Source organism: Halomonas hibernica, from assembly GCF_013183775.1.
In the GTDB taxonomy this organism is placed as follows: domain Bacteria; phylum Pseudomonadota; class Gammaproteobacteria; order Pseudomonadales; family Halomonadaceae; genus Vreelandella; species Vreelandella citrativorans.
In genome coordinates this window covers 126,110-152,740 of sequence record NZ_VIFN01000005.1, presented here as the reverse complement: position 1 = coordinate 152,740, position 26,631 = coordinate 126,110, and the positions used below count along the sequence as shown (strand labels likewise).

Here is a 26,631-nt window from a genome sequence, read left to right as displayed (position 1 = left end):
TCATGTATCAGCGTTTACTAGAACATCTCTCCATGGCAGTGCTGCTGCTGGACGGTGAGCTCCGCGTACGCTGGATGAACCCTGCCGCCGAAGCGCTGTTGGCAGTAAGCTTTAGCCGTGTGCAGGGGAGCAGCCAGGATACCCTGCTGGGCGGTGATGAAAGTATTGACCAGGTGTTGGCCAAGGCGCGGGATGCCTTTCATCCCTACACCCAGCGCGAGGCGCGCATTACCCCGGTTAACGGTGAAGCGCTGACGGTGGATTACACCGTGACGCCCCTGTCGGCAGACGAGCTTCTGCTGGAAGTAGAGCCTCGTGACCGCTTGATGCAAATTTCCCGCGAGGAAGCGCTAACCACGCGCCAGGAAACCATCAAAGTGCTAGCCCGAGGCTTGGCCCATGAAGTGAAAAATCCGCTGGGCGGCATCCGCGGGGCGGCTCAGCTATTAGAGCGTGACCTGGATAAGCCTGAATTGCGTGAGTTTACCCATATCATCGTGGAGGAGGTTGACCGCTTGCGTGATCTGGTGGATTCGATGCTTGGCCCGAATCGCATTGTTAAGCACGCGCCGGTGAACATCCACAAAGTGCTGGAGCGGGTAAGAACGCTGCTGGTGGCTGAACATCCGAATATCACCATCCACCGCGATTACGACCCTAGCCTGCCGGACCTTTCCGGGGATGAGGCGCAGATGATCCAGGCCGTGCTTAACGTGGCCAGGAACGCCGTGCAGGCCATGAGCGATGCCGAGACCCCTGTGCCCGAATTGATGCTGCGCACCCGTGCCCGGCGTCAGTTCACCCTGGGTGCTGAGCGCCACCGGTTAGTGAGCGAGGTGGGTGTGATCGATAACGGCCCTGGTATCCCGGAAGGACTTAAAGAGACGCTCTTCTACCCGATGGTGTCAGGGCGTGCTGAAGGCAGCGGATTGGGGTTGTCCATCGCTCAGTCGATCCTGCATCAGCATCAAGGGTTGATTGAATGTGACTCACGTCCCGGGCACACCGAGTTCCGCTTACTGATTCCATTGGTTATTAATTGTACCGGAGAAGCATCATGATAGAGGCGACACGTAACGAGGTTGCACGGGTGGTCGTTGTGGATGACGATCGCGCTATCCGCTGGGTGCTTGAACGTGCATTGGCACAGCCGGATCTTGATGTAGAGTGCATAGAACGCGCCGATACCGTACTGGAACGACTGCTGACAACCCCACCGGATGTGCTGGTGACTGACATTCGCATGCCGGGCATTGATGGGCTGGATCTTATGTCGCACATCCGTGAGGCGCACCCGGATTTGCCGGTCATCATCATGACCGCTCATTCGGATCTCGACAGCGCAGTGGCCTCTTATCAAGGCGGTGCGTTTGAGTACCTGCCCAAGCCGTTTGATGTGGATGAAGCGCTGGCGCTTGTGCGCCGGGCGGTGGCTCATGCGCGCGAGCGCCAACGGCCGATCAGCGTTCCCGAAGGTTTGAACGCAGAAATCATTGGTGAAGCGCCGGCCATGCAGGAGGTGTTTCGGGCCATTGGGCGACTCTCTCATTCGCATATTACTGTGCTCATCAATGGCGAGTCGGGCACCGGTAAAGAGCGTGTAGCCCAGGCACTCCACCAGCACAGCCCTCGGGCGGGCAAGCCGTTTATTGCCCTGAACATGGCGGCCATCCCGCGTGATCTGATTGAGTCTGAACTGTTTGGCCACGAGAAAGGTGCGTTTACCGGGGCCGCTGCCCAGCGCCAGGGGCGCTTTGAGCAGGCCAACGGCGGCACGCTGTTTCTGGATGAGATCGGCGATATGCCGGCTGAAACCCAAACTCGCTTGCTGCGCGTATTGGCCGACGGTGAGTTCTACCGAGTGGGCGGGCACACCCCGGTCAAGGTTGACGTGCGGATTATCGCCGCGACGCACCAGAACCTTGAGTCGCTGGTGGATGACGGGCGCTTTCGTGAGGACCTTTTCCATCGCCTGAACGTTATCCGCATTCACTTGCCGCGCCTTGCCGAACGCCGTGAGGATATCCCACGCCTCACACGGCATTTTCTTGCTGAAGCCGCCAAAGAACTTGCCACCGACATCAAGGTACTCACGGCCGAAACCGAGGAGCACCTGACGCGCCTGGCGTGGCCGGGTAACGTGCGCCAACTGGAAAATATCTGTCGCTGGTTAACGGTAATGGCGTCTGGGCGTGAAATTCTGGTGGAGGATTTACCGCCAGAGCTACGCTCCCCCCAGGCAACTGAAAGCGGCGGTCATGGCGAATGGCGCAGCGCCTTTCGGGAATGGGCCGACCGTGCTCTGGCCGAAGGGCATACACATCTGTTGGAAGAGGCCGTACCCGACGTTGAGAAAATTCTGATTGAGACGGCGTTAAAACATACCGGTGGGCGTAAAGGAGAAGCAGCGGAATTGTTAGGCTGGGGGCGCAATACACTAACGCGTAAATTAAAGACGTTGCTACCCGCCCTGGCAGACGAATAACGCTGCCACTGTGCGCGCTAAACGAGCATTGATTGCTTGGTAAGCGCTTGGCACTGCATTAGAAAACGCTCAAAGTCGCTCAGTATGGTGTCCAGGCTAGCGTGAAGACGATGGTCGTCATTGACCATCCGTAACGAGAGTTGTTGTAACTGGGCGCGTTCAATAACGGGGCCGGGCAGCACGACATCATCCTGCCAGCCGTGGATGATATGGGTAAGCTGAGCCTGAATCATCGGCGAGGTTTCAGGGTATGCCGGTAAGCCAAGCGCAGGGGCAAGTAAAAAACAACCTAAAAGGGGATGCTGAGCGCTAACCGCAGCGCTCAGCCATCCTCCCAGGCTTGAACCCGCTAGCACACACGCTGCGGGGTTATCATTGCGTTTTGACAGAGTATCCAACAGGTGATCCAGCCGCCTGGGGGGCTCTGCCATGCCACGGTAATCCATAACGACCGGCTCACAATCATCGAGCGTTTCGGCGATCCCTTTGAGTGCCTGAATTTTCAAGGCACCGGGCCCGCTTTCCAGGCCGTGTGAAAGATAGACGGTCATCATTATGGTTATTCCGCTGCTCTTTCAATCGCCTGGCCGCCTTCCGAGATATCCTCTCCCGCGCCATGAATCGTATTACAACCGCTGATCGCCAGCAGTGTGGTTAATAGCACTACACCCATCGCCCATGTGCGTTTCATTGAATGATCCCTTCTTGTTGATCAGAAATAGTCGTGAGTAGAAACAGTCCTGCGTAAAACCATTCTTGCATAAAATAGTAAGGCTGCCATCAGCAACGCAGTAGCCCATACCAAGCGCGCCTTCGAAGTATCTTGCCTTCTCTTTATATTAGCCAGCAATAACACGTTAGGGTAAGAAGTAGTACGTTTTTGCCGAAATAAAGTGAGCAATAGCCAAACGTTCAGCTTCCCAAGTGGTGCTTAGTGTCACGGTGACCATTCGATGAGCAGGTATTTTTGTCGCATGTGCCTTTTTTACACACGGCTAAAGAGGGTTTTTCGTTGTTTTTAGGAAAGTGCTTTTATTTCAAGTTTTTGATTTTGTTTGGTTTTTGTTTTCATGTTGGCAGTTGGCCTAAAGCCTGCAATATTATGAGTAGGAACAACATGAGCGGATTGATAGGAAACAAGGGAAGGCAGGAGCCAAGTAGAAGAACAGGACGTTAAAGGACATTCACCCGCTCATTTGTATTAGCATAAGGATATGCTAATCGTCGAGGCCAGGGATTGGCTGAGATGCAAAATGACCATTTCGCGTAAGCGTTGTGGTTTTTTTGCGTTGTGTGTTTTTTTAAGCTGTTGAAAATTATAAAATTGTTGATTCCTAGCTATAATTTGCAAAAGATTTGTACAGATGACGCCGCCGATTTAGTCTATCCTTGCAGCACACTAAATCTAAGCGGTTAGAACATGCCAATGCAGTAGCCGCGCATTTCAGGAACAAGCGTTATGGCGATGGGATTGATGTTATGCATGTTTGTGCTGTTCTTGGTGTTTTCCGCCATCGGGTTATACATGATGTTTAAAAGTTCTTTTATGGTCACAACAGACAACCACGAAGACATACCGCCCGATATTTGATGGTTACCGCCCAACGGCGCGTTCTAAAAAGAATACGTACACTAAGCGATCATGCCCACGCAAGTGGGCATGATCGTTTGGGGTGAGCATAACGCGGCGGGCTACTGTTTCTGCCAGCGGCCACGGCCTCTGTCGGGCACCATGCGTCCGAAGTACAGCAGGCCAAAGACTAACCAGCCGACGGTTAAAATAGCCGAAAAGCCCAGTATGGCGAGCGCACCAAACTCGCCTATCAAGGGCAGAGCAGCAGCGGTAAATAACCCACCACCTACCACCGGTTCAAACATAAGCTGCTTATAGCCAAAGCTCTCAAGCGCGCCGGATTTATTGCTGGGGTCCGCCATTCTCATCAGCAATAAGCCCGTCACCGTGACCCCCATGGATTGTCCAAAGTCTCCAATGCCCCGCTCAAACCAGCCTTCTGGAATCACTCGGGGGGCAATCACGATAAGAACGAATAACCCCCAGGCAATGCCGGCGACGGCAAGCAGTAAAAAGGGCAGGAAGTATTCCCCCAGGGTGGTGAGTGACAGCGTGGCAAGTGCTGCGACAATGGTGAAATCAAGCGCGGTGCCAGCAATTCGCGCCATGGTGCGTGTGGAAACATGGTGCTCCAGGCCAAAGCGCGTGATCACTAACTGGACGATGACGCCGCCAATCATCGCGATAGGAAATAGCGGCACGTGCGCTAATATCTCAAGGCCTCCATTGCTTGCCCAGGTGACCTGCTCGATCCACTGTAGGCCAGAGAGCAGCAGCCAACCTATTAAAATGGCAATGCCCACCAACCCAATATGCAGGCTAAGCGGGTCAGTGGTTCCTGCTTCATGCATGAGGTCTTTTTTAAATTCGCTAAACTCTTCAGTAGAAGGGCGACTGTCCTCACGGATCATGTCATCAGGTTCATCGTTCTCGTTGCTGGGCGTAATGATGTTGCGGCGCGCGGCAATGTTAATCATGAGCGTGCCAATGAGTACACCGGAAACAATGCCCACGGTGGCGAGACCAAGTGCAAGGTCAGCGCCTTCTTCAAACCCCAAGTCAGCGAACGTATCGGCCATGCCAGCGGCCGTACCATGGCCGCCTTCAAAGCCAATTTCAATAAGGGCACCCGCCATGGGGTTCATATTAAACAAGGGGACAAGTATCAACAGCGCCAGCGTCAGACCCACCACGTATTGGCCCCACGCCATTGTTTGTCCAACAACGACCTGGGGGCCTGCGCGCAGCCAGATAGTACGAATGCCAGGAATCGTTTTACCGATAAAGAGGGCAGCAAATACCACGTTGATCAAAAGGCCAGGTAGCGCAGACCAGCTCTCTTGTACATACGCGGGGAAAAGACCGGGGCTCTCTTCAAAAAAAGTAGGCAGCAAGCGGCCGATAACGTCCGGGCCCATCAATAAAAGCACAAGACCAGCAATGACGGAACTGGGTAAGAACAGCCTACGTAGCCAGCCAATCCGAAGCCGCAGCGCATTACTTGCGACGAGCGCGAGAGAGATAATCACCAGTGCAATAAAAAGCTCACCAACCGTCATGGTCATCACATCACTCCTTAATGAATGCGAGAGGGCGTATGCCGTCTTCACAAGACCAAGTAAATGACAGGGTTGGTTTTAACGTAGTGCGTCGTGGTTAAATTGGCGAATAGTTAATGCTTAGCCTGCCCAATAGAGGCTAAGTAGGGCAAAGCCATAACCCATAGCGGCGCCTGCAAGAACATCGCTAATGTAGTGGAGTCCGAGGCCAACACGGGAAACGGCAATCAGCAGGGCCAGAGGCACCACTAAAGGAAGTAGCCACGGCGTATGAGCCGCCACCAGTACGCTAAACATTACGGCGTGCATGGTGTGGCCACTGGGGAAACTGTAACGATCACGCGCAGGCTCACCGCAATGCACGCCACCCAGGTAGGTAATAAAGGGCCGCTCGCGGCATAACCGCGTTTTGATTAAGCGATAAGCCGCCATCGCCAGCAGTGCGATGCTGGTGTATTGCACCATACGCCAGATTCCATCCGGCTGTAGCCAAGGCTGAGCGGCTATCAGCAGTACCCAGATAGGCCAGTCACCTATTCGACTGGCGGCTTGCAAGAGAATTCGCCACGGGCGAAACAGGTTGAGTCGTGTCACCCGCTGGCAGAGGCGCCACTCCAGTAAATCAAGACGATCGAATACGACAAGCGGGCGCGGACGCATGGTAATTCTCCTGGGCTTGCTGAAGGTACTGCATAAACTGGTCTGCAATGCCCGACCAGCTTTGCTCAAGTGCGCGAAGGCGCGCAACACGCCCTAGCCGTGCATAGTCGGCGGGGTGTTGGCAAAGCTCGACCGCTGCTTGCTGAAACGCGTCGCCATCATCAAGCGCTATCGTCATTCCGTTTTGATCATTTTCAATCAGTTCAGCGCTTGCTGCGTATCGATAGGCCACAACAGCCAGACCACTGGCCATGGCTTCCGTAATCACATTGCCCCAGGTTTCTGACAGCGAAGGGAAGACAAAGATATCGGCGCTGGCATAGTGGCGGGCTAATTCATGTTTATCGACGAACCCGGTGAAGTGTGCATCAGGTAGCGCCTTTTCAAGCTGCGCACGCGCTGGGCCATCGCCCACAATGACCTGGGCCATATCCGGGCGCACTTCACGCATGGCTTGCAGTGTTTCCTGGAGTAGCGTGAGGTTTTTCTCAGCGGCTAAACGACCGACATAAATGGCCACGGGCTGATGGTCACTCACTCCCCATTGACGGCGTAACGCGCTATCCCGAAAAGCGGGTGAAAAGCGCTCTCCGTCGATTCCGCGCGACAGCACTTGAACGCCGTGGATACCCTGGCGGCGTAGCGTCTCGGCTTGTAAACGGGTGGGGACCAGCGTGGTGGTACAGCCATTATGAAAGTAGCGCAAATAGCGCCGCGTGGCGGAGGATAACCACGACACGCCGTAATCGTGGCAGTAGTGGTCAAAGTTGGTATGCCAGCCCGCCACCAGAGGAATATTGAGTTGCCTCGCCGCATGTCGTGCCGCCCAGCCAAGCGGGCCTTGGGTAGCAAGATAGATCGTATCAGGACGGTACTTACGCCAGAAACGGCGCAGCTTAGCGGGCGTTACCAAGCCTACCTGTACTTCCGCATAGCCAGGTAAAGCGACAGATTTAACCTGCATTTCCTGGGCAATATGCGTAGCGCTTCCGGGTACTTTGGGGCGTGGGCGAATCACATCGACCGTTACGCCCTGCTGGTGCAGTTCGTGGTTAATGCGGCTTAGCGTGTGCGCAACGCCATTAATATCGGGTGACCACGTTTCACTCACAATACATAGCCGCATAAACGATACGCCCCTTAATCATATTTTAACTTAGTGTGGCCGGTAACGATGACATTGCCAAGTCAGGACAGTGAAAAACTAGTGACATAAATATCAATCGCCGTTTATTTACTTATTGATAGGCCTGCTTTTTAACGGCGTTATTATTAATAGATTACAACCTGATAAAAGCAACTGAAAGAGGAATTTTATAATAAAAGATTCGTTGGCTATTTTTTTTACCGTTGGGTGTGCTGCAGTGTTATTAGGACAATAGGGTTTTCATGGGCAACTAAAAGAGCCATGTGCGCATGCCACTACGTTCTGTGATTTTGCTTGAGCATATTGGTAGTGCGTTGCTAAGAAGTGGTATGTTTAATTAGGCTCTAATGACGTTTTAATAAAGAAGATTTGCCATGCCCGGATTGTTATTCATGAATAAACACTGGTTTACATGGCGATGAAGCTGGGCGAAATTGGCGGTGCCTGGAACAAGGAACGGAAACATGATGATCAACGACTGGATAAATGCGGGGCTCTTGATAGCTTTTCTGACGGTCGCGCTGGCCTCCGGTTTTATCATGCGGAAAAGAAGGAGCTGGTCCCACAGCATCTCCGTTCACGTTGTTCTGTTCGCCGCGAATGCGGGTTTCCTGCTGACTCTGAACAAGACCATCAATCAGATACTGGTCGACAGGAAGGTCTCCGCCATAAAGCCGGATATCATTGACGACCTGACCTTGGTAGCTATTGGTTTGACAGCCATGCAGCAAACCTTCCTGCTGATCAACCGCCTGACGGCCGCTCAGGTAACAAAGGGAAGTGATAAAACCTCGGCCACAAGCATAGCCCGCATCCTTAAACTTGCAATGGCGCTGGTGTTACTGCTTTTGTTCGGTGAACATCTGGGCCTGAGCTTTTCGGGCCTCTTGGCCTTTGGCGGCTTCGGCGGTATCGCCATCGGTATTGCCGGACGGGATGTTCTAAGCAATGTTTTCTCCGGCGTGATGCTCTATTTTGACCGCCCCTTCAAGTTTGGCGACTGGATTCGGTCTCCAGACCGTAATATTGAGGGTACCGTCGAGGAAATCGGTTGGAGAATGACAAAGATCATCACCTTCGATAACCGCCCGCTCTTTGTCCCTAACTCCGTTTTCTCAACGATCAGCGTCGAAAATCCGGGGCAGATGCATAACAGGCGCATCAGTACTACGGTCGGCCTCAGGTACGAGGATGCCGACAAGGTTGCCGCCGTCGTCAACGATATTCGCGCGATGCTTCAGAAGCACGACGGCATTGATTTCACGCAGACTCTCCTCGTCTACTTCAACGAATTTGCGGATTCCTCACTCAATATTATGGTCTATGGTTTTACCAAGACCACGAAATGGGCGGAATGGCTGGCGATCCAACAAGATATCTACCTTAATATCATCACCATCGTGCATAGTCATGACGCCGATTTTGCCTTCCCCTCTCGGACTGTCTATCTTGAGAAGGATTAAACTCACGCCGTTAATAACCATACACAGATTTAAGCAATATGTTTAAGGCCCTTCGGTAGGCTTGCCGGTGAAATCCGTCACCGGTTTGTCTATGGGCTGGTCCAGCCGCTCGGAAAAAGCCCGCAGGCCTGCCAGAATCGGTTTAAGGGCATACCACAGCTCGTCATCTTTGAGCATGTGATACACCCCGGTGATGCCGGGGGCGGTGTCTTTTTCTTTGTCTTGGCTTCGTGCTTGCTCCTTGTGCTTGGCCTTGTCCTCATGGCGATGGTTGCCAACCTGCTCAATTCCCTCTTTAAGCGCAAACATCACTTGGTAAAACCGATCTGGTGGTAGCATTGAAAGCGTCATCACGATGACCGATAAGTTCTGAATAGTGTTAAGCGAGCCGGGTTTATTTAACCCGTCTACCGCAATACGCATTAGCTCATGATTAGAGGCAACCATGTCATTGGCAAACCGCAGCAGACCGTGCTCATGGAGCGTTTGCACCAGCCTATCAAGTTCCTCCTGAGCATCCGGGCCGATAGTAGGCGGCGGCACGTCGTAGGAAATTCGTTCGGCCATCACATTTTCCTCGGATTGGTTTGCTGGGCAGGCGGAAGCTGGTAGTCATCCTTTGCCCATTTGACCTCGACCGCAACGCCCTTATTGGGCGTACGGTGGCCGTAGCGGTAGTTGTTACTGGGGAGCGGGAGGGCGGTGTGTTTGTCGAGCACTTCAAGCTTTACGGCAACTTCCTTATAGGCAGGTGTTTGCACATCGGGGTCGTTATGTTCGCCGGTCAGCGAGTTAACCCCCAGTTTGCCGAAGTGAATGGGCATAAAAAGAGTTTTTCCTGCGGCACGCTCGGTGACGATAGCTGGAAACTCAATGCTATCCCGACGTGAAGCTATCTTGACCCATGTGCCGTCTTCGATCCCGCGCTCGGCGGCAAGCTCGGGGCTAACTTCAACAAACCCATGGGCTACCTGGTCACAAATACCCGGCGAGCGGCCAGTCTGATTGGTTCCCTGAAACTGTTCCAACAGACGACCGTTGTTCAACATTAGGCCGTACTCTTTATCCGAGGCCTCTGAAGGCTCTTTCCACTCCAGCGGAAACAGGCTAGCTTTGCCATCCTCCGTCGGAAATCCATCGGTATACAGCAGTGGCGTATCGGTGCCGTCCTCGGCAACCGGCCAGAGCAACGACTTCCAGCCTTCCAGGCGCTCGTAGCTGACCCCCGCGAACATGGGGGATATAGATGCGCACTCTGCCATGATCTCGGAGGGGTGGTTATAGCCCCAGTCGTGGCCCATTTGCGCGGCAAGGTCCGTTAAAATACGCCAATCCGGGCGGCTATCGCCCAGTGGGTCAAGCACTTGGTAGAAGCGCTGAATACGCCGCTCGGTATTAACAAAGGAGCCGTCTTTCTCGACGCTGGGGCAGGCGGGCAGCACGACATCGGCAAACTCAGCGGTACGGCTTAAAAACATGTCCTGCACGACCATAAAGTCGAGGCTTTCAAATGCGGAATGGACGTTATGGGTATTGGAGTCGGAGAAGGCCGTTTCCTCGCCAATAATGTACATGGCTTTAAGCTTGTCCTCGGCGGCGGCTTGCACCATCAGGAAGTTGCCATAACCGATTTCACTGGAGAGCTGTTCAGGCTTAACGCCCCAACCTTTGGCCCACCGCTTACGGGCATCTTCGTCGGTGACCTTTTCATAGCCTGGGTACATGTTGCGCAAGCAACCAAAGTCGCTGGCGCCTTGCACGTTATTATGGCCGCGCATGGGATAACCGCCGGTACCTGGCTTGCCGTAGTTACCAGTGACCAGCAGCAAGTTGGAAAGCGCGGTGCTGGTATCCGAACCGTGGCTATGTTGAGTAATTCCCATGGCCCATAGCAGGCAGACACGTTTTGCCCGGCCGATTAATTCAGCGGCCTCAATCAATTGCTGTTTGGGAATGCCGGTTTTCTGTTCCGCAAAATCAAGCGTAAACGGCGCCAGCGATTCACGATACTCATCGACGTTATTGACCCAGCGCCCGAGGAATTCATGGTCGGCCAGGTCGTTATCGAACATATAGCGTGATAGCGCCGACGCCCAGATTAAATCGGTGCTGACATTGGGGCGCATGAAAAGATTCGCCCGCTCGGCCATTTCATGTTGGCGCTGGTCGAACACCACCAGCTTTTGGCCGTGCAGCTTCTGTGAGGACTTGATGCGCGAGGCAATCACTGGGTGGTTTTCGGCGGTATTGCTGCCTACCAGCACCACTACTTCAGCCTGCTCTATGTCCTTGATGGTACCGGCGTCGCCACCGTAACCCACGGTGCGGAAAAGCCCTTTAGTCGCCGGGTTTTGGCAGTAGCGGGATGAGTTATCCACGCTGTTGGTGCCAATGATCAGCCGGGCAATTTTCTGCGTTAGGTAGGCCTCTTCGTTGCTGGCTTTACTGGAACCAATAAAGCCCACGCTCTGTGGGCCGTGGGTGTCGCGCACGCTCATCAGTTGGCTCGCCACCAGATCCAGCGCTTCGTCCCAACTGGCTTCACGGAACTGACCCTTTTCCCGAATCAGCGGTGTCGAGAGGCGTTTTTCACTGTTTACAAAGTCCCAGGCAAATTTGCCCTTGATGCAGGTTGAGATACCGTTAGCCGGGGCATCTGGCGTGGGCTGAACCTTAAGAATGTTGCGATCACGGGTCCACATCTCAAACGCGCAGCCTACACCGCAGTAGGTGCATACCGTTTTTGTACGTTTGATGCCCGGCTCGCGCAAAGCGGCATCCAGTTCTGAAACACCGGTGATGGGTATGGCGCTGGTGGTGTTTTCGACTTCCTTGACTATTTCAATCATCGGCCGCTTAAGCAACCAGGGCAGTGCGGTCAGCGGGCCTGTCTGGCCGTACATGCTGTTTTCCTGCAGCGCATTACACGGACAAACCGTTACACAGTGGCCGCAATGTACGCAGCTTGAGTCGTTGATCTTTTCGCCACCATCCCAGAGTACGCGCGGGTCTTCGCTGGAAAAGTCGATGCTCAGCGTCTCATTAACTTCGACGTTTTGGCACGCTTCCACGCATTGGCCGCACAGAATGCACTGGTCCGGGTCGTAGGTATAGAAAGGGCTAGAAGTATCTTTTTCATGAGGCTTGGACGTGAATTCGTAGCGCTGGATGGGGATCTGCATTTCTACCAGCGCATTGTGCACCGTGCAGTCGCCATTGTTGTTCTCGCACACGGTGCAGTAAAGCTCGTGCTTGGCTAACAAGCGATCCATTCCTTCATGGCGAGCGGCTTCGGCCTCTCTGTCTTGGCTGGAAACGTTAAGACCCTCTTCGGTACGCAGCGTACAGCCTCGTTTTATCTCGCCGTTAACATTAACCCAGCACGTATCGCAGGTTTCGATAGGCCCCAAGGAAGGGTGATAGCAGACGCTGGGTAAGTTAATGCCTTGGGCTTTTAGAAAGTCGATTAGCGGTTCATCGGCGTTGCCGGTTAATGTTTTATCATCAAACGTAATCGTGCACGGTCGGTTCATGTGGGCATTCCTCCATGGATCCCTTGTTTTTATCCTGGTATCAGTCCTCTTTAATGCGCAGATGTATTGGTCAAAAGGTAGTCAAGGGGGGAGGGTTGTAAAAGCGGGCGGCTCGGGATTGAACTTAAGTTAAAGCGTGAAAGGGGAATTTGAATGAGTATTCCGGAGACGCCGCGGCCTTCTGTATTAGCGCATTTATAGTGACAGCCAACGGCGATTTTAGATAAGTAAGCGCTTATATTTGATTGTTCGCTAAATCACTCGTTTCCGGATTTGTGAGGACAATTGTTCAAAGGCAATTACGACCACCAGAATGAATAGAATAATAGTCAGTGCGCGATCAAAATTGAAAAGCCGCATGGCAGCAGCTAACTCAACACCGATGCCGCCAGCCCCGACCAGGCCTAACGTAACTGCTGAGCGCAGGGCCTTTTCGACGCTATATAGGCTAGTCGCGGTCATGGAGGCCAACGTCTCCGGCAAAATTGCGCCGCCGATCACTGAAAGCTTACCCGCACCGGTAGCGCTAAGCGCTTCAGAAGGCCCCGGGTGGACTTCTTCGATACGCTCCGAGAAAAAGCGCGCTGCAAAACCAATGGTGTCCATGATGATCGCCAACACGCCGGCCATGGGGCCCAAGCCAACGGCCACCACGAAAATGAGCGCCCAAATCAGGTCCGGAATGGTGCGCATCGTCGAAACAATAAACCGCGTTAGGGTGCGAACCCAGGAGGCGGGGGTGGTATTACGTGCCGACAGCAAGGCAAACGGTAGGCTAAGTATTACCCCAATGGTCACGCCCACAATGGCAATGTTTAGCGTTTCAAACATCGACCATGCCAATACATCCAGATTGCTGAGATCGGGGGGGAAGGCGCGACCCAAAAAATGGCTCAGATTGACGACCCCGCGCAGCAAGCGCTCAAGCGTGACATTGGTCGCCATAGCCCCTTGAATAAACAGGGCTAAAAACGCCAGGGCAATACCCCAGGTAAACAGTGACGGTCGCTTAAATCGGGGCGGCAACGCCGTCGCAAGCGGACGATTAGTAGGCATGGGCTGCTCTCGGCAGTTAGTGGGTAACGGGCGTTAAACGAGTAGGGGTCGAAAGCAGTGGTTGATCGACACGGGTCTCGCCTTGATACAGTTGCTGCATATCGTCTAATTCGACCTGTTGGCGTGGCGAGTCCAGAACAATTCTTCCTGCTTTCATCCCTACAATACGGTCGCCGTATTGCTGGGCGAGCTCTAGCTGATGCAACGTGCAGAGCACCGTCATGCCTCGCTCTGTCACGACATCCAGCAATAAATCCATGATTTCACGGCCGGCTTTAGGGTCGAGGCTGGCAACAGGCTCATCTGCAATAATAATTTCGGCATCCTGCATAAGTGTTCTGGCGATGGCCACGCGCTGCTGTTGGCCGCCTGAAAGTGCCCGACACTCAGCCTGTGCTTTATGCGCCAACCCTACTCGCTCAAGCGCCGCCATCGCCCGTTCGCGCAGCTCATCACTGGCGAAACAGGCAAGGCTGGTGAGAAGTCCTAAACGCTGCTGGCCAAGTGCACCGTATAAAACGTTTTGAAAAACACTCACGTTTTGCACCAGATTGAACTGCTGGAACACAACGCCTATTTTCTGGCGCTGCCTGCGCATTTGGGCTGTCGACAGGCGCGTTAGCGGCTCGCCAAGGATGTGGATACTGCCTTGGTCGTGAGGTGCCAAACCATTGAGACAGCGCATCAGTGTCGATTTTCCGCATCCATTGGCGCCCAGCAAAATAACGCATTCGCCTTGGCGAACGCTGAGATTTAAGCCGCGTAGTACGTGAAGCTTTGCGTAGTATTTATGCAAGTCAGTAATGGTGATCGCATTCATACAAAAACCTCCTGCGTTACTGCCAGGAGGGGGAGGTTATAGGCCATCATGTTGAAACCTTTAAACGGCACGTCCCTGTGCATGTTGGGTACCTAACCGTTAAAGGGGAATGCCCGCGGCTTCGTACGCTTGACGGACTACGTCGTAATCTTCATTGGTGCGGTCAAAGCCCAATGATGAGTCTCGGTTTAAGAATTTGCCTTCGTTGCGCTCTGTGGCAATCAATGCACTCCACAGCGTATCGGCATTGGCATTTAGCGTGTCACGCAGTGCTGTTTTACAGGCATCATCTAAAGAGCCCCGCATAACCACTGGGTCGCCAGGCAGTACGTCGCTCGTGGCGATAACACGGTATTCGCCGTTAGGATCCATGGCTTGAATCTCATCAATGTCGCGATTGCCGCCGCCCATGGCATCGACATCGCCATTGATCAGGGCAGCAATACGCGCGTCGCCAGCCATGATAATTTCCAGGTCCCGGTTAATATCCAGCCCGGCATCCACCAGCATTTGGCTTGGGAAAATATGTCCACTGGTAGAGCCAACATCCTTCAGCGCTACGCGGTGACCTGCTAAATCTTCAAGAGATTAGATATCGCTATCGGCGGGCACATAGAAGCTGCTGCCATAGTGTGGGCGCTCGATGGCGAACAGAATTTCAATATCGCTTTCGCGATCAAACAGCACGAATTCCGAAGGACCGGCAAATACCAGATCCACATCGTCATATTGAAGCGCTGTGCCCGCCGCTGTACGGTTGCTTAGGCTAAACATCTTAAGCTCAAGTCCGGTCGTTTCCTCAAACGCCTCAGCGAAGGGGCCAAACGCTTCTGCCAGTGGCCCCATGCCTTCAATCCCCGTATCGGCCATGCGCAGTGGGTTAGGGCAAATGTCGCTTAAATCTTCATTGGCATAGGTGGTGGCGGTTGTTGCCAGCGTTGCGGCGGTGGAGAGTGCAAGCGCGAGGAGTGACTTGTGCATTGTGAGCTTCCCAAGAGAGGAGATATCAGAGGCGACGCAGCAGTAGCTTGCCTAGCATGGAGTGATGGCTCCATAGAGTGGCAGCTATTGATGACACTTTGGTGTAGCGAAGATGACGGTCTTATCTCTATCTCATGACATGGTGGTTTGAACAGTGAGGGCTATTTAGTCTGCCTGTTGCCGTGAGTGAAATGAGGTAAAAGGCTATTTTTGTATCACTTAAGCTAAGGTAAATGAGTGCGCTGAAATGACATGCATAAGGACCGTCACCAATTTGTCAGGCTTTTAGGGCACGCTATCGTTTTGCTATAACGCTTATATAAAAGGAACCATACTGATGCGTCTTATTCCTCACAGTATTGCGCTAGGGATAGCGGCGGGGCTGCTTACTACCTCGGCGTATGCTGCGCCCTATACGCTGACCATTTTTCATACCAATGACCTGCACGGGCGTACCGACCACTACCCTCAGCTCATCACCACGCTGGACGAGGCGCGCGAGCGGTTCGGCGACGGATTGCTGCTGGACGCTGGGGATATCTTTTCAGGTACGCTCTATTTCACCGAATACCAAGGGCAGGACGCCGTCGAGTTCATGAATTTGATGGGCTATGACGCTTTCGTGCCGGGGAACCATGAGTTCGACTTGGGTGATCCGGAAGAGGGTCATCAGGCCCTTGCGGCTTTCTTTGCTGCCGCAGACTTTCCTATTGTGGGAGCGAACCTGGACTTCTCTACCTCGCCCGAGTTTGCCGAGCTACTCGGTGATTCGATCGGTGCCGAGCCCGAAAATAAGCCTAAGCCTGGCCACCTGTACGACGGCATTGTGGTAGAGCAAGGTGGCGAGCGAATCGGTATTTTTGGACTAAGCACGCAAGGCAGCGAGACCGTCTCCAGCCCCGGTAAGGTAACCATTAGCGATTATAGGGCGGCCGCTGAAGCGATGGTGGAAGCGTTTGAAGCCCAAGGGGTCAACAAGATCGTCGCGCTTACTCACCTGGGTTACGACAGCGACCCGAGTATGGGCAATGACCTGCTGCTCGCCCAGCATGTGGAAGGAGTGGACGTGATCATCGGCGGGCACAGCCATACTCACTTGCAAGCCCCTGTTATGCTAACCGAAAACGACCGGGGCGAGCCGATAGCGCCCACCGTGATTGGTCAGGCAGGCGAGTACGGTCAGCACCTGGGCGTCATGCAGGTAACGTTCGATGATAATGGCAACGTACTGGAGGCTAACGGGGAGTTGCTTGCCACCGCAGAACGCGAGCCAGACGCCGAAGCTGCCGCCCTCTTGGCGCCGTATACCGCGAAAATTGAGGAGGTACGCGATACGCTGGTGGGCGCTCGGGTGGTTTCAGCCCTGCCTAACCCCCGCCACGGCAAGGGTGATGAACAAAGCGTGCGTGCCGATGAAACGGCGCTGGGCAATCTGATTGCCGATGGTCAGCTTGCTGCTGCCCGCAAGGTGAACCCGGAAACCGTGCTGGCCATTCAAAATAGCGGCGGTATTCGTGAGCCCATCGCCCAGGGTGATGTGAGTGTGGGTGAGCTGGTTGCCGTGCAGCCGTTTGGCAATCGCCTGGCGCTGGTGAGTGTGACGGGCGCGGAGCTTTTGGAAACGTTCGAGATCGGACTGGCAAATGCCCCGGATGAAAGCGGCGGTTTTCTGCAGGTGTCGAACGGTACCGAGTTGGTATATGACAGCCGCCAACCCGTTGGTGAGCGCGTTGTAAGCTTGAAGGTGACGCAGAATGGCACGTTGCAGCCGGTAGACCCTGAAAGTACCTACACCATCGCCACCAACCATTTTACCGCAGCTGGTGGCGACAGCCATACTGCGTTAGAAGCCGCCTATGAAGATGAGCGCAGCACCATTGTCGGCAATACCGACTGGGAAATGCTGCGTGACCATATGGTGGCTGTTGGCGAAGTGGTTTATCAGGTTGAAGGGCGCATCACTGACCAGGCTCGCCAACATTAAATATGGATGACGGGCCGTCCGGACGTTACGTAGAGGCGGCCCTTATTCAGAGTCATGAAAGCCACGCAGAAGCCTGGTCACTCATCGATAAGCGTGGCAAAACTACCGAATATCGCCCGCTTGCCATCAAACGGCATGGGATTGATATCCGGCTGTAAGCGCGGGTCCTTCATGACCTTGGGCATCGCCTCATCATGCACGGCGCGGGATGGCCATTCGATCCACGAGAAGATAATGGTTTCATTATCCTTGCGCTGAACAGCCATGGAGTAAGAGGTGATTTCCCCTTCGGGGACATCCTCGCCCCAGCACTCGACTACCCGCAGCGCGCCATGCTCTTTGAAAACTTCGGCAGCAACACGGACGTGCTCGATGAATATTTCTTTATTAGCCGTGGGCACGGCCGCGACGAAACCATCAATATAGCGTTGAGTGGTGGTGCTCATGATGCTTCTCCAGTCTGGGCTTTGGGCGGGAGTTCTCGAATGGGGCGTACTTCAATGCTGCCGAGTCTCGCGGGTGGGATGCGGCTGGCTAGCTGTAGTGCCTCGTTTAAATCACGCGCTTCGAGCAGGTAAAAACCGGCCAGCTGTTCTTTGGTTTCCGCAAACGGGCCGTCGGTAATCACTGTCTCGCCATTGCGTACACGCACCGTGGTAGCAGTGTCTATTGGTTGCAGCGCTTCACCGGCCAGGTAACTTCCTTGAGCGCTCAGTCGCTCTACCCCCGCGATGCACTCCTGATTAAGGTCATGCCACGCCTGGTCGCTCATGGCACTAATAAGTTGTTCCTGGTAGTACACTAATGCCGCATATTTCATGGCGTTTCTCCTTCAGTAGAAAGGCAACTATCCGCCGACACATTGATCATCCACTGCACGCCAAAGCGGTCAGTGGCCATGCCAAACCCTGCAGACCAGAATGTTGGTTCAAAAGGCATGATCACCTCTCCGCCTTCGGAAAGTCGTGCAAAGGTTCGGGAGGCTTGCTCGATCTCCTGATACTCCAGCTGAATCTGCACGCCTTGTGGTGGCATGTGCTGTTCAAGCGCCATGTCGGCGCCCATCAAGCGACGACCGCGTAGGTTCAGCGAGGCGTGGATGATGCGGTCATGCAGTGAAGGGGGCGCATGTTCCGCCGCTGGGGTTTCTGCGTAAGTCAGCAAGCACTCTATGTGGCCGCCGAGCACGTCGGCATAGAACTGCATGGCTTCCCGGCAGGTGCCAGGAAAGGCGACATACACATTCATGGCATCCGGTACGCGAGCATGGTCGTGATGCTTATCCAGGCCTGCGCCGGGCTCAAACTCCTCAAGTGTAAAGTAGCGCCTTAGCTCAAGGAGTACGTTGCCGTCGGCATCCAGCGTTGGCCACTGTTGTGCCCACTCCAAAGCGACGTCAAGTGAAGGTGTCTCCAGCACGCTATAACCAGCGATACGCTCACTGGCAGGAGCCAGAGGGCCGGGGAGGATAGTGGGAGTGCCGTTATTGAACTGGATCAGGCAGCCATCGCTTGTTGGATGTAAGCCGTTGCCGCTTACGAGTACACCTGCCTGCATCATGCGCTCGTTGTAATCAGCCATGGCGGCAAGCATTTCCTGGGATGGCATAACGCCATTTTCGGTGGCCGCATCGGCACGCCGTATCAGCATGAATTTCATTGAGAGTCTCTTTTATTGTGGTGGATACTCTCTAGACGTCTGGCGTGTTCGCAAATCGACAGGCCTGCAGATTATTTTTTTATAACAAGGTTTTTATAGCGATGTTTTTATAACGATGCTTAAAGTTCGGTCAATCTGTCGAGCAAAAAGCGTTTTTCTGGATCCTGAGTGGTTAATGTCAGGGCCTTTTGGTAAGCATCGCGCGCTGCGTCATTGTTGCCCTGTCGACGTAGCAAATCCGCCTGTGCCGCATACAATAAATAGTAGCGAGAGAGTTGAGGATGATGAGATAGCTCATCAAGCAGTCTCAATCCGGTTGCTGGAGAATCATGCATGGCAACGGCCACCGCGCGATTCAAGGTCAGGACAGGCGATGGATAATGGCGACATAAAGCGTCATACAGCCTGACAACCCGTGCCCAGTCAGTTTGCCCAGAGTCATGGGTTTGGGCGTGTACGGCGGCAATAGAGGCTTGAAGGGTATAAAAACCAACAGGGGTAAGGGCGAGTGCCTGTTCGAGCCACTCAATACCTGTGTGAATTTCCTTCTGGTGCCATAGGTGCCTGTTTTGCGCTTCCAGTGTGACCAGGCCGCCTTGTTTATCCTGGCGGGCATCTCGGCGGGCGTTAGTAAGCAGCATGAGTGCCAGTAGCCCAAACACTTCACCCTGGGGTAGCAACGCTGCCAGTTCCTCGCCAAGACGTAGCGCCTCGCGGGTCAGGCTGATATCGACCACCATTGTGCCGCTACTGCTTGAATAACCTTCATTGAAAACCAGGTAAATAATCTGGAGGACGTCCGGCAAACGCTCGGGCAATGCCTCCGGCGCAGGTACCGCATAGGGAATATGTGCATCGCGAATCTTGCGTTTTGCCCGTACGATGCGCTGTGCCACGGTTGAAGGTTTCATCAGTAGGGCACGGGCGACTTGCTCAGTGGTTAGCCCACACATCTCACGTAGTGTTAGCGCAAGGCGTGCTTCTATGCTTAAGCTTGGGTGGCAGCAGGTAAACAGCAGCCGCAGTGAGTCATCCGCGATAGCGACATCGTCGAATTCCCAGGTTTCTTCCATCGGTAATAGCAAATGTGCCCGGCGGCGTGCTGTACTGCGTCGACGAATTTGATCGATTCCGCAGTAATAGCCGGTGCGGATCAGCCACGCCTGAGGGTTATCGGGGGCGCCTTTGGCAGGCCACTGTTGAGCTGCGGCGACAAAGGCATCTTGCATGGCTTCCTCGGCAAGCTCGAAGTCTCCCAGCAGACGGATCAGGGTGGCCTGAACACGTCTGGCATGAGTACGGTAAAGGGCATCGAGTAAGGAGGGTTTAGGACGCATGGTAGAAGACCCATTCGCATCTATAGGGGCGCCAAAGTGGATAATAGTCAATAATGCTTTCTCAAACCTAGCCTATAGCGCCCCTTTTTACTTGCTCTTTTTCTACTGGCTGTTGTTTTCGTAAAAGGCGAGTCAATCCCCCGCGCGCTGGCCGGTTACACTGTTAAACGGGTGCAGCGCTTCGCGGGTGACATAGAAGCGTAGCGTTTCGCCTTCGTTGACCGGCGGCTGGCCACTCACCCGAATCACAGTGGGCTGGTCGCTGTCGGCGAGCCGCACGTAAAGGTGGCTTTCGGCGCCGGCGGCTTCAAAAAGCTCCAGCGTGGAGTCGACCACCAGGTGGGGGGCATTGGGTGGCGATAGGCGCATATCGTCCGGGCGAATGCCGACTGTGTCGGTCTCGGCGGGAAGATCGTCTAGCAGGTCATGGGTGCCGCGCGTTTGCAGGTATTCAAGCGGCACCATGTTCATCGCAGGCGAGCCGATAAAACCTGCTACAAACATCGACGCAGGGCGCGCGTAGATCTCCATGGGCGTGCCTACCTGCTCGATTTTGCCAGCGCTAAGCACCACCAAACGGTCGCCCAGCGTCATCGCTTCTAACTGGTCGTGGGTTACGTAGAGGCTGGTGGTCTTCAAGCGGCGCTGAAGCTGCTTGATCTCCACACGCATCTGCACGCGCAGCTTGGCATCCAGGTTAGAGAGCGGCTCGTCGAACAGGAAAGCCGCGGGCTCGCGCACCAATGCCCGGCCCATGGCGACGCGCTGGCGCTGACCGCCGGAGAGCTTGCGCGGCTTGCGCGCAAGAAATTCCTCGATTTCGAGCATTTTGGCCGCTTTGCGCACCCGTTCTTCGATTTCAGGTTTTTTAAAACCGCGGTTTTTCAGCCCGTACGCGAGGTTGCTGTACACCGTCATGTGCGGGTAAAGCGCGTAGTTTTGAAATACCATGGCGATATCGCGCTCGGCGGGTTCAAGCTTATTGACCACCCGATCACCAATCTTAAGCGTACCGTCGGTAATCGTTTCAAGCCCGGCTACCATGCGTAACAGCGTGGATTTACCGCAGCCCGAAGGGCCCACCAGCACCACAAACTCGCCGTCTTCAATCGCCAGATCAATGCCTTTAACAGCGTGTACGTCGCCTGCGTAGGTTTTTCTAAGCCCTTCCAGGGTAATACTGGCCATCTTATTTCTCCGTCTCGGTCAGGCCTTTCACGAACAGTTTTTGCATAAACAGCACCACTAATACCGGCGGCAGCATGGCAAGCGTGACGGTCGCCATAATGAGGTTCCAGGCGGGTACGCGGTCGGACGAGGCCATCAGGCGCTTGATGCCCAGCACGATGGTGTAGAAGTCTTCGTCGGTGGTGACCAGCAGTGGCCACAAGTACTGCACCCAGCCGTAAATAAACATGATCACAAAGAGAGCGGCGATATTGGTGATCGATACCGGCAGCAATATGTCCTTGAAGAACTTCATCGGCCCGGCGCCATCCACTCGGCTGGCCTCCATCAGCTCTTCCGGCACGGTCATAAAGAACTGGCGGAACAGGAAGGTCGCGGTAGCGGAGGCAATCAGTGGCAGGGTTAAGCCCGCATAGGAGTTCAGCATGCCGAGGTCTGCCACAACGGCGTAGGTGGGGATGATACGCACTTCGACCGGTAGCATCAGTGTGATGAAAATGACCCAGAACGCCAGCATGCGAAACGGAAAGCGGAAATAGACAATCGCAAAAGCGGAAAGAATCGAAATGGCGATCTTACCGATCGCAATGGTTAGCGCCATGATCAGCGAGTTACCCAGCATCAGCCAGACCGGCGGCGTGCCGCCTACCTGCCAGCCGGAACTGAGCATCTGTCGGTAGGATGCAAACATGTTGTCGCCGGGAAGCAGCGGCAGCACCCCACGCACGAAGGCGCTGGATTCGTGGGTCGAGGCGATAAAGGCCACGTATACCGGGAACGCCACCACCAATACGCCTGCAATGAGCACCAGGTGGGTCAGAATATTTAGAAAGGGTCTTTTTTCAACCATGTTTACTTCCTTAACGCACTAGTAGTTGACCCGGCGTTCCACGTATCGGAACTGGATAAACGTCAAGATAATCACGATGCCCATCAGCATGACCGACTGGGCGGATGAGGAGCCTATATTCAGCCCCGCTACGCCATCGGTGTAGACCTTGTAGACCAATGTCATGGTGGCTTGGCCAGGCCCGCCAGCGGTGGTGGCATCGATCACCCCGAAGGTGTCGAACATCACGTAGTTGATGTTGATGATCAGCAGGAAGAAAGTGGTGGGCGATAGCAGCGGGAGCACGATGCTCCAAAAGCGCTTAAAGGGGCCCGCGCCATCAATGGCCGCTGCCTCCATGAGTGACTGCGGAACAGATTGCAGCCCTGCCAGGAAGAACAGGAAGTTATAGGAGATCTGCTTCCAAGCGGCGGCAATGGTGATCAAAATCATTGCTTGAGAGCCCGAAACGCGGTGATTCCAGCTGATACCGAACCAGTCGAGCAGATGCGGCAGGAGGCCGATGGTGGGGTTGAACAGAAACCACCACAACACACCTGCTACCACTGGGGCGACGGCGTAAGGCCATACCAGAAGCGTGGTGTAGAACTTGGCGCTCTTCAGCACACGGTTGACGCAAACGGCCAGTAAAAGCGCCAGGCTCATGGAAAGTACCGTCACCGAGACGGAAAAAATCGCGGTGCGCCCCAGCGCGTTCAGGTAGCTGGGGTCGGCCAGAACGCGTGCATAGTTCTCCAGACCGACAAACGTTGTTTTAAAGCCGAACGCATCGGTGCGCTCGAAGCTCGACTTAACCGCCTGGCTTGCCGGCCAGATAAAAAACACCAGCGTAATCGCCAACTGCGGCGCTAACAGTAAGAAAGGGAGCCACCGGTTTTGATAGGTGGAACGTTTGGTCTGCATGACACATCCTGTCGTACGGGCGTTGGTGCGGCTGGCCGCTGTGCTCAGCTGCCAGGAAGTAAGCCATCCCATAGGCCCCGGTGACTTGGGCGTATGGGATGGCTCCTATAACAAACCCCGGCTATAAAAGCCGGGGTTTGTTGACAAGTAACGCGAAGCGCTTAGTTATTGGCTGCCTCAAAGTCGCGCAGGATCTGGTTGCCGCGGCTTGCCGCATCATCCAGGGCTTGCTGACCGCTCTTGTCGCCGGCTAGTACGGCCTGGAACTCTTCGTCCAGAACCATGCGCACTTGGGGGTAGTTGCCAAAGCGCAGGCCTTTGGAGTTCTCTGTCGGCTCGTTTAAGTTGATCTGCTCGATGGCAATATCCGCGCCTGGGTTCTCATCGTAGTAACCCTGCTCCTGGCTCAGCTCGTAAGCGGCAGTGGTAATCGGCAGGTAGCCGGTTCCCTGGTGCCACTCGGCCTGAATCTCAGGCAAGGAGAGATACTCAAGGAATTCAGCAACGCCGGTGTACTCGTCGTCTTCATGGCCGGAAAGCACCCACAGAGTCGCGCCGCCGATGATTGAGTTTTGCGGTGCACCGTCTACGTCGTCGTAGTAGGGCAGCATGCCAAAGCCTACGTCGAAGTCGGAGTTAGCCAACACATCGGCGCGTGATGCTGACGAGTTCATGTACATCGCGCAGTCGCTGGAATAGAACGAGGGCGCCGCGTCCGGGCCGTTTGCTGGGCCTGCGTAGCTATAGACGCCGCTATCCGACCACTCTTTCAACTGATCCCAAAAGCGCGCCTGTACGTCGCCGTTAAAGGCAAACTCGGTGTCCAGACCGCCGAAGCCGTTCTCCTGGGTGCCGATGGACTGATTGTGCAGCGCTGAGAAGTTCTCAAGGCCGACCCAGTTGGCCGCATAGGCCATGGTGAAACCGCAAGAGGCCGCGCCTTCATCGACGATTTGCTGACCCATCTCGCCCATCTCAGCCCACGTAGTAGGCGGTGATTCAGGGTCGAGGCCAGCCGCTTCAAAAATGGCTTTGTTGTAGTAAAGAATCGGTGTGGACGAGTTGAACGGCATGGAGAGCATGTTGCCGTTGGTGTCGGTGTAGTAACCGGTTACCACAGGCAGATAATCAGCCGGGTCAAAGGTGTTGCCGTGCTCTTCCATCAGCTCAAACACCGGATAGATAGCGCCTTGGGCGGCCATCATGGTGCCGGTGCCCACTTCGTAAATTTGTACGATGTGAGGCTGCTCGCCTGCACGGAAAGCGGCAATGGTGTTAACCATGGTTTGTTCGTATTCACCCCGATAGGAGGGCGTAACACGGTACTCATCCTGGGTGGCATTGAAGTCTTCGGCAAGCGCGCTCAAGCGCTCGCCCAGCTCGCCGCCCATGGAGTGCCACCAGGTGATCTCGGTAGCGGCGTGGGCGGAAACACTCAGCGTAGCCGCGGTGATGCCAGTAGATAACGCGCGTAACATAAAACGAGACATGTGAGCTCCTTTTGGGCCTGGCGCGAGCCAGGTGGCACAATGCGTTTTTTAAGATTTGTGGGTGCACTGAACAATAATGAGTGTAGATGACATTTTGATGAATGCTAACTGGACCAAGGTTTTATAAAAGCTTTGGGTTTTATCCAAGGGCATTGGTAGTAGGCGCTCTGCGAGGGCGATGATAGGGTTGAGACAATGTGCATAACTAATGAGAGTCGTATGAGTGACGCAATAGCGCTATTAACCAAACTGGTCTCTTTCGATACTACCTCCCGTGGCTCTAACCTGGCGCTGATCGAATTTGTCGAAGCTTATCTTGAAGAGTACGGCGTCGCCTCCGAACGGGTGATGAGCCCCTGCGGCACCAAGGCGAACTTGATTGCCCGTATAGGCCCTGATGCGCCGGGTGGGGTGATGCTCTCCGGCCATACCGATGTGGTGCCGGTGGAAGGCCAGCCCTGGTCGACAGATCCTTTCGCCCTGCATGACGGCCAGGACGGTAAGCTTTACGGCCGTGGCACCTGTGATATGAAAGGCTTCATTGCCTGCGCTCTTGCCATGGTGCCCACGTGGGTGAAAACGCCTTTGCAGCAGCCGATCTATTTTGGTTTTTCCTATGACGAGGAGGTTGGCTGTGTCGGTGCGCCTGCGCTGATCAAACGGTTCTACGAGCACTACTCAACCACCGCGCACGTCATTGTCGGTGAGCCGACCAGCATGCAGCCCGTCGTGGCCCAGAAGGGCGCCACCAATCTGCGCACCACCGTCGTAGGGCGCGAAGCGCACAGCAGTCAGGTGAACCAGGGCACTTCGGCCATTCATGTGGCAGCGCGACTGGTCACCTTCATAGAAGACACCATGGCGGCGTTGGTGGAGGAGGGCAAAGTGGATGAGGCTTTCAACGTACCCCACACCAGCCTCCACGTAGGCAAGATCAAGGGCGGTACGGCGATCAATATCATGGCGCGTGAGTGCCAGTTCGAGTGGGAAATACGCCACCTGCCCACCGAGACGTTTGATGAGGTGTTTGCGCGTTTTGAAGCGTATGCCGATACGTTAAGTGCCGAGCTAAGGGCGCGTGGCAAGGACGTCCAGATTACGACCGAGCCGCTGAATGTAACGGTGCCAGGCCTTGCCGACCGAGATAACCACGCTGTACTGCGCTTGGCCAAGGATCACCTGCCAAGTGAGTGCTGCAACCACGCAGTGGCCTACGCCACCGAGGCGGGACAATATCAAGGCCAAGGGTTACAAACGATTATTCTGGGTCCGGGCAGTATCGCTCAAGCGCATCAGCCGGATGAATATATTGAGAAAAGCGAACTTGAGGCGTGCCTGACGTTTATGGACCGTTTGGGAGACGCGCTACACCAACCCTATCGCGCTGATTAGACAAGCACTTGAAAACGTCGTGGGGAAAGGTATCTGAGAACGTGTTTGAAAACGATGTGAATGGACGCATTTCAACCCACCCGCTCAACGGGTGGGAGCCTCCTCCACGTTAATGATGCTGGTGGTTCTGTTCGAAAAGCTCGGCTTTGGCATTGCGCATCACATCTTCACACGCTTGCTGATGCGCCAACTGGGTTAACAGCTGCTGGGTCACTTCAAACCCTTTGCCCAGGCAGGTATCCATTTCCTCCTGGCTGACCTGAGGAGAAACATGACAATTAACCTTCAGCGTCCGACCAACACCGTCCAAACGGTCGGCTATCGCCCGCAGTCGCCAGGCGACTCGCTCTTTCCAGTTGGCTGATTCTTCTGCGCCCTCGTTTACGCTAAACGTGCACTGCCATTCGGGTTTATAAACCTTCATGAGAACCTCCGCTGCATTTGGAAAGAATCTTGGGTCGTGTTTCGTACTCCGTAAGTCAAAAAAATCTTGCTCAGCCACTATACGCTTAACATGGGGCCAAAATCGAACGAAAACATGGGCCATGTGT

Annotated in this window: 24 protein-coding genes and 1 pseudogene; 6 read left to right on the top strand and 19 right to left on the bottom strand. The window is 54.5% G+C overall.

Annotated elements, in window-relative coordinates; all coding sequences use genetic code 11:
* Positions 1-2 precede the first annotated feature (2 nt).
* Together glnL and ntrC are read left to right on the top strand one after the other, a co-directional pair.
* The gene (gene glnL, locus FKN99_RS09805) at positions 3-1,061 is read left to right on the top strand and encodes a nitrogen regulation protein NR(II) (protein ID WP_172117803.1); all 1,059 of its coding nucleotides are present in this window, start codon (positions 3-5) and stop codon (positions 1,059-1,061) included.
* Positions 1,058-2,485 carry a nitrogen regulation protein NR(I) gene (ntrC, locus tag FKN99_RS09800; RefSeq protein ID WP_172117681.1) on the top strand — a complete coding sequence of 476 codons (1,428 nt, stop codon included), beginning with the start codon at positions 1,058-1,060 and terminating at the stop codon, positions 2,483-2,485. Before glnL ends, ntrC begins: the two co-directional genes overlap by 4 nt.
* A gap of 17 nt (positions 2,486-2,502) precedes the next feature.
* On the opposite strand, the gene FKN99_RS09795 is transcribed toward ntrC, so the two are convergent.
* The 5 genes from FKN99_RS09795 to FKN99_RS09775 form a co-directional block, all read right to left on the bottom strand.
* Positions 2,503-3,039: a YqiA/YcfP family alpha/beta fold hydrolase gene (locus FKN99_RS09795; protein ID WP_172117680.1), complete on the bottom strand. Its 537-nt coding sequence runs from the start codon at positions 3,037-3,039 to the stop codon at positions 2,503-2,505.
* 5 nt (positions 3,040-3,044) lie between these two features.
* The gene (locus tag FKN99_RS09790; RefSeq protein WP_087108872.1) at positions 3,045-3,176 is read right to left on the bottom strand and encodes an entericidin A/B family lipoprotein; all 132 of its coding nucleotides are present in this window, start codon (positions 3,174-3,176) and stop codon (positions 3,045-3,047) included.
* Positions 3,177-4,177: 1,001 nt separating this feature from the next.
* Positions 4,178-5,623, bottom strand: a complete 1,446-nt coding sequence (locus FKN99_RS09785; protein WP_172117679.1) for a sodium/glutamate symporter — start codon at positions 5,621-5,623, stop codon at positions 4,178-4,180.
* A gap of 114 nt (positions 5,624-5,737) precedes the next feature.
* Entirely contained in the window at positions 5,738-6,277 is a 540-nt protein-coding gene (locus FKN99_RS09780) for a phosphatase PAP2 family protein (RefSeq protein ID WP_172117678.1), read from the bottom strand.
* A complete protein-coding gene (locus FKN99_RS09775; protein ID WP_172117677.1) occupies positions 6,240-7,403 on the bottom strand; it encodes a glycosyltransferase family 4 protein in 1,164 nt (387 codons plus the stop codon). The genes FKN99_RS09780 and FKN99_RS09775 overlap by 38 nt, the downstream gene beginning before the upstream one ends.
* A gap of 485 nt (positions 7,404-7,888) precedes the next feature.
* Between FKN99_RS09775 and FKN99_RS09770 the strand changes: the two genes are divergently transcribed.
* Positions 7,889-8,887 (top strand): mechanosensitive ion channel family protein, encoded by a 999-nt coding sequence (locus FKN99_RS09770; RefSeq protein WP_172117676.1) that lies wholly within the window; start codon positions 7,889-7,891, stop codon positions 8,885-8,887.
* 42 nt (positions 8,888-8,929) lie between these two features.
* On the opposite strand, the gene FKN99_RS09765 is transcribed toward FKN99_RS09770, so the two are convergent.
* The 5 genes and pseudogenes from FKN99_RS09765 to FKN99_RS17910 all read right to left on the bottom strand — a co-directional run bounded on the left by FKN99_RS09765 (position 8,930) and on the right by FKN99_RS17910 (position 15,142).
* Positions 8,930-9,454: a DUF1641 domain-containing protein gene (locus FKN99_RS09765; RefSeq protein WP_172117675.1), complete on the bottom strand. Its 525-nt coding sequence runs from the start codon at positions 9,452-9,454 to the stop codon at positions 8,930-8,932.
* Entirely contained in the window at positions 9,454-12,420 is a 2,967-nt protein-coding gene (gene fdhF / locus FKN99_RS09760; RefSeq protein WP_172117674.1) for a formate dehydrogenase subunit alpha, read from the bottom strand. The genes FKN99_RS09765 and fdhF overlap by 1 nt, the downstream gene beginning before the upstream one ends.
* Positions 12,421-12,672: 252 nt before the next feature.
* Positions 12,673-13,476: a phosphonate ABC transporter, permease protein PhnE gene (gene phnE / locus FKN99_RS09755; RefSeq protein WP_172117673.1), complete on the bottom strand. Its 804-nt coding sequence runs from the start codon at positions 13,474-13,476 to the stop codon at positions 12,673-12,675.
* Between the two features lie 16 nt (positions 13,477-13,492).
* Complete coding sequence (gene phnC / locus FKN99_RS09750) at positions 13,493-14,296, bottom strand: phosphonate ABC transporter ATP-binding protein (protein ID WP_172117672.1); 804 nt, start codon at positions 14,294-14,296, stop codon at positions 13,493-13,495.
* A 99-nt stretch (positions 14,297-14,395) separates the two neighbouring features.
* Positions 14,396-15,142, bottom strand: a pseudogene (locus FKN99_RS17910) (phosphate/phosphite/phosphonate ABC transporter substrate-binding protein).
* Positions 15,143-15,614: 472 nt separating this feature from the next.
* Between FKN99_RS17910 and FKN99_RS09740 the strand changes: the two are divergent.
* Positions 15,615-17,261, top strand: a complete 1,647-nt coding sequence (locus tag FKN99_RS09740; protein WP_172117671.1) for a bifunctional metallophosphatase/5'-nucleotidase — start codon at positions 15,615-15,617, stop codon at positions 17,259-17,261.
* Between the two features lie 77 nt (positions 17,262-17,338).
* Here the strand turns inward: FKN99_RS09740 and FKN99_RS09735 are convergent, their stop codons facing one another.
* From FKN99_RS09735 to ugpA, 7 genes are all read right to left on the bottom strand, one after another.
* Complete coding sequence (locus FKN99_RS09735) at positions 17,339-17,707, bottom strand: DUF1428 domain-containing protein (RefSeq protein WP_172117670.1); 369 nt, start codon at positions 17,705-17,707, stop codon at positions 17,339-17,341.
* Positions 17,704-18,081: a YciI family protein gene (locus tag FKN99_RS09730; RefSeq protein WP_172117669.1), complete on the bottom strand. Its 378-nt coding sequence runs from the start codon at positions 18,079-18,081 to the stop codon at positions 17,704-17,706. The genes FKN99_RS09735 and FKN99_RS09730 overlap by 4 nt, the downstream gene beginning before the upstream one ends.
* Complete coding sequence (locus FKN99_RS09725; RefSeq protein WP_172117668.1) at positions 18,078-18,920, bottom strand: VOC family protein; 843 nt, start codon at positions 18,918-18,920, stop codon at positions 18,078-18,080. Before FKN99_RS09725 ends, FKN99_RS09730 begins: the two co-directional genes overlap by 4 nt.
* 119 nt (positions 18,921-19,039) lie before the next feature.
* Entirely contained in the window at positions 19,040-20,257 is a 1,218-nt protein-coding gene (locus FKN99_RS09720; RefSeq protein WP_172117667.1) for an RNA polymerase sigma factor, read from the bottom strand.
* A 132-nt stretch (positions 20,258-20,389) separates the two neighbouring features.
* A complete protein-coding gene (locus tag FKN99_RS09715) occupies positions 20,390-21,445 on the bottom strand; it encodes a sn-glycerol-3-phosphate import ATP-binding protein UgpC (protein ID WP_172117666.1) in 1,056 nt (351 codons plus the stop codon).
* A 1-nt stretch (position 21,446) separates the two neighbouring features.
* Positions 21,447-22,295, bottom strand: coding sequence for a sn-glycerol-3-phosphate ABC transporter permease UgpE (ugpE, locus tag FKN99_RS09710; protein ID WP_172117665.1), 849 nt, complete (start codon positions 22,293-22,295; stop codon positions 21,447-21,449).
* An 18-nt stretch (positions 22,296-22,313) separates the two neighbouring features.
* Positions 22,314-23,198, bottom strand: coding sequence for a sn-glycerol-3-phosphate ABC transporter permease UgpA (ugpA, locus tag FKN99_RS09705; protein ID WP_172117664.1), 885 nt, complete (start codon positions 23,196-23,198; stop codon positions 22,314-22,316).
* Between ugpA and FKN99_RS18000 the strand changes: the two genes are divergently transcribed.
* On the top strand, positions 23,197-23,325 hold the full coding sequence (locus FKN99_RS18000) for a hypothetical protein (protein ID WP_254908609.1): 129 nt from the start codon (positions 23,197-23,199) through the stop codon (positions 23,323-23,325). The genes ugpA and FKN99_RS18000 overlap by 2 nt on opposite strands.
* Positions 23,326-23,359: 34 nt before the next feature.
* On the opposite strand, the gene ugpB is transcribed toward FKN99_RS18000, so the two are convergent.
* Positions 23,360-24,688, bottom strand: a complete 1,329-nt coding sequence (gene ugpB, locus FKN99_RS09700; protein ID WP_172117663.1) for a sn-glycerol-3-phosphate ABC transporter substrate-binding protein UgpB — start codon at positions 24,686-24,688, stop codon at positions 23,360-23,362.
* A gap of 219 nt (positions 24,689-24,907) precedes the next feature.
* Here ugpB and argE point away from each other — a divergent pair, with 219 nt between their 5' ends.
* Positions 24,908-26,080 (top strand): acetylornithine deacetylase, encoded by a 1,173-nt coding sequence (gene argE / locus FKN99_RS09695; RefSeq protein ID WP_172117662.1) that lies wholly within the window; start codon positions 24,908-24,910, stop codon positions 26,078-26,080.
* 109 nt (positions 26,081-26,189) lie between these two features.
* Here the strand turns inward: argE and FKN99_RS09690 are convergent, their stop codons facing one another.
* Positions 26,190-26,504 carry a hypothetical protein gene (locus FKN99_RS09690; RefSeq protein ID WP_172117661.1) on the bottom strand — a complete coding sequence of 105 codons (315 nt, stop codon included), beginning with the start codon at positions 26,502-26,504 and terminating at the stop codon, positions 26,190-26,192.
* Positions 26,505-26,631: the final 127 nt, after the last annotated feature.

Bases quoted from the DNA above. Each gene is read 5' to 3' on its own strand.
- ugpA (WP_172117664.1), bottom strand. From the start codon at position 23,198: ATGCAGACCAAACGTTCCACCTATCAAAACCGGTGGCTCCCTTTCTTA.
- FKN99_RS09735 (WP_172117670.1), bottom strand. From the start codon at position 17,707: ATGAGCACCACCACTCAACGCTATATTGATGGTTTCGTCGCGGCCGTG.
- argE (WP_172117662.1), top strand. From the start codon at position 24,908: ATGAGTGACGCAATAGCGCTATTAACCAAACTGGTCTCTTTCGATACT.
- FKN99_RS09690 (WP_172117661.1), bottom strand. From the start codon at position 26,504: ATGAAGGTTTATAAACCCGAATGGCAGTGCACGTTTAGCGTAAACGAG.
- phnC (WP_172117672.1), bottom strand. From the start codon at position 14,296: ATGAATGCGATCACCATTACTGACTTGCATAAATACTACGCAAAGCTT.
- FKN99_RS09770 (WP_172117676.1), top strand. From the start codon at position 7,889: ATGATGATCAACGACTGGATAAATGCGGGGCTCTTGATAGCTTTTCTG.
- FKN99_RS09730 (WP_172117669.1), bottom strand. From the start codon at position 18,081: ATGAAATATGCGGCATTAGTGTACTACCAGGAACAACTTATTAGTGCC.
- glnL (WP_172117803.1), top strand. From the start codon at position 3: ATGTATCAGCGTTTACTAGAACATCTCTCCATGGCAGTGCTGCTGCTG.
- FKN99_RS09785 (WP_172117679.1), bottom strand. From the start codon at position 5,623: ATGACCATGACGGTTGGTGAGCTTTTTATTGCACTGGTGATTATCTCT.
- ugpE (WP_172117665.1), bottom strand. From the start codon at position 22,295: ATGGTTGAAAAAAGACCCTTTCTAAATATTCTGACCCACCTGGTGCTC.
- FKN99_RS18000 (WP_254908609.1), top strand. From the start codon at position 23,197: ATGACACATCCTGTCGTACGGGCGTTGGTGCGGCTGGCCGCTGTGCTC.
- FKN99_RS09795 (WP_172117680.1), bottom strand. From the start codon at position 3,039: ATGATGACCGTCTATCTTTCACACGGCCTGGAAAGCGGGCCCGGTGCC.
- FKN99_RS09775 (WP_172117677.1), bottom strand. From the start codon at position 7,403: ATGCGGCTATGTATTGTGAGTGAAACGTGGTCACCCGATATTAATGGC.
- FKN99_RS09720 (WP_172117667.1), bottom strand. From the start codon at position 20,257: ATGCGTCCTAAACCCTCCTTACTCGATGCCCTTTACCGTACTCATGCC.
- FKN99_RS09715 (WP_172117666.1), bottom strand. From the start codon at position 21,445: ATGGCCAGTATTACCCTGGAAGGGCTTAGAAAAACCTACGCAGGCGAC.
- FKN99_RS09725 (WP_172117668.1), bottom strand. From the start codon at position 18,920: ATGAAATTCATGCTGATACGGCGTGCCGATGCGGCCACCGAAAATGGC.
- phnE (WP_172117673.1), bottom strand. From the start codon at position 13,476: ATGCCTACTAATCGTCCGCTTGCGACGGCGTTGCCGCCCCGATTTAAG.
- ugpB (WP_172117663.1), bottom strand. From the start codon at position 24,688: ATGTCTCGTTTTATGTTACGCGCGTTATCTACTGGCATCACCGCGGCT.
- FKN99_RS09790 (WP_087108872.1), bottom strand. From the start codon at position 3,176: ATGAAACGCACATGGGCGATGGGTGTAGTGCTATTAACCACACTGCTG.
- fdhF (WP_172117674.1), bottom strand. From the start codon at position 12,420: ATGAACCGACCGTGCACGATTACGTTTGATGATAAAACATTAACCGGC.
- ntrC (WP_172117681.1), top strand. From the start codon at position 1,058: ATGATAGAGGCGACACGTAACGAGGTTGCACGGGTGGTCGTTGTGGAT.
- FKN99_RS09740 (WP_172117671.1), top strand. From the start codon at position 15,615: ATGCGTCTTATTCCTCACAGTATTGCGCTAGGGATAGCGGCGGGGCTG.
- FKN99_RS09765 (WP_172117675.1), bottom strand. From the start codon at position 9,454: ATGGCCGAACGAATTTCCTACGACGTGCCGCCGCCTACTATCGGCCCG.
- FKN99_RS09780 (WP_172117678.1), bottom strand. From the start codon at position 6,277: ATGCGTCCGCGCCCGCTTGTCGTATTCGATCGTCTTGATTTACTGGAG.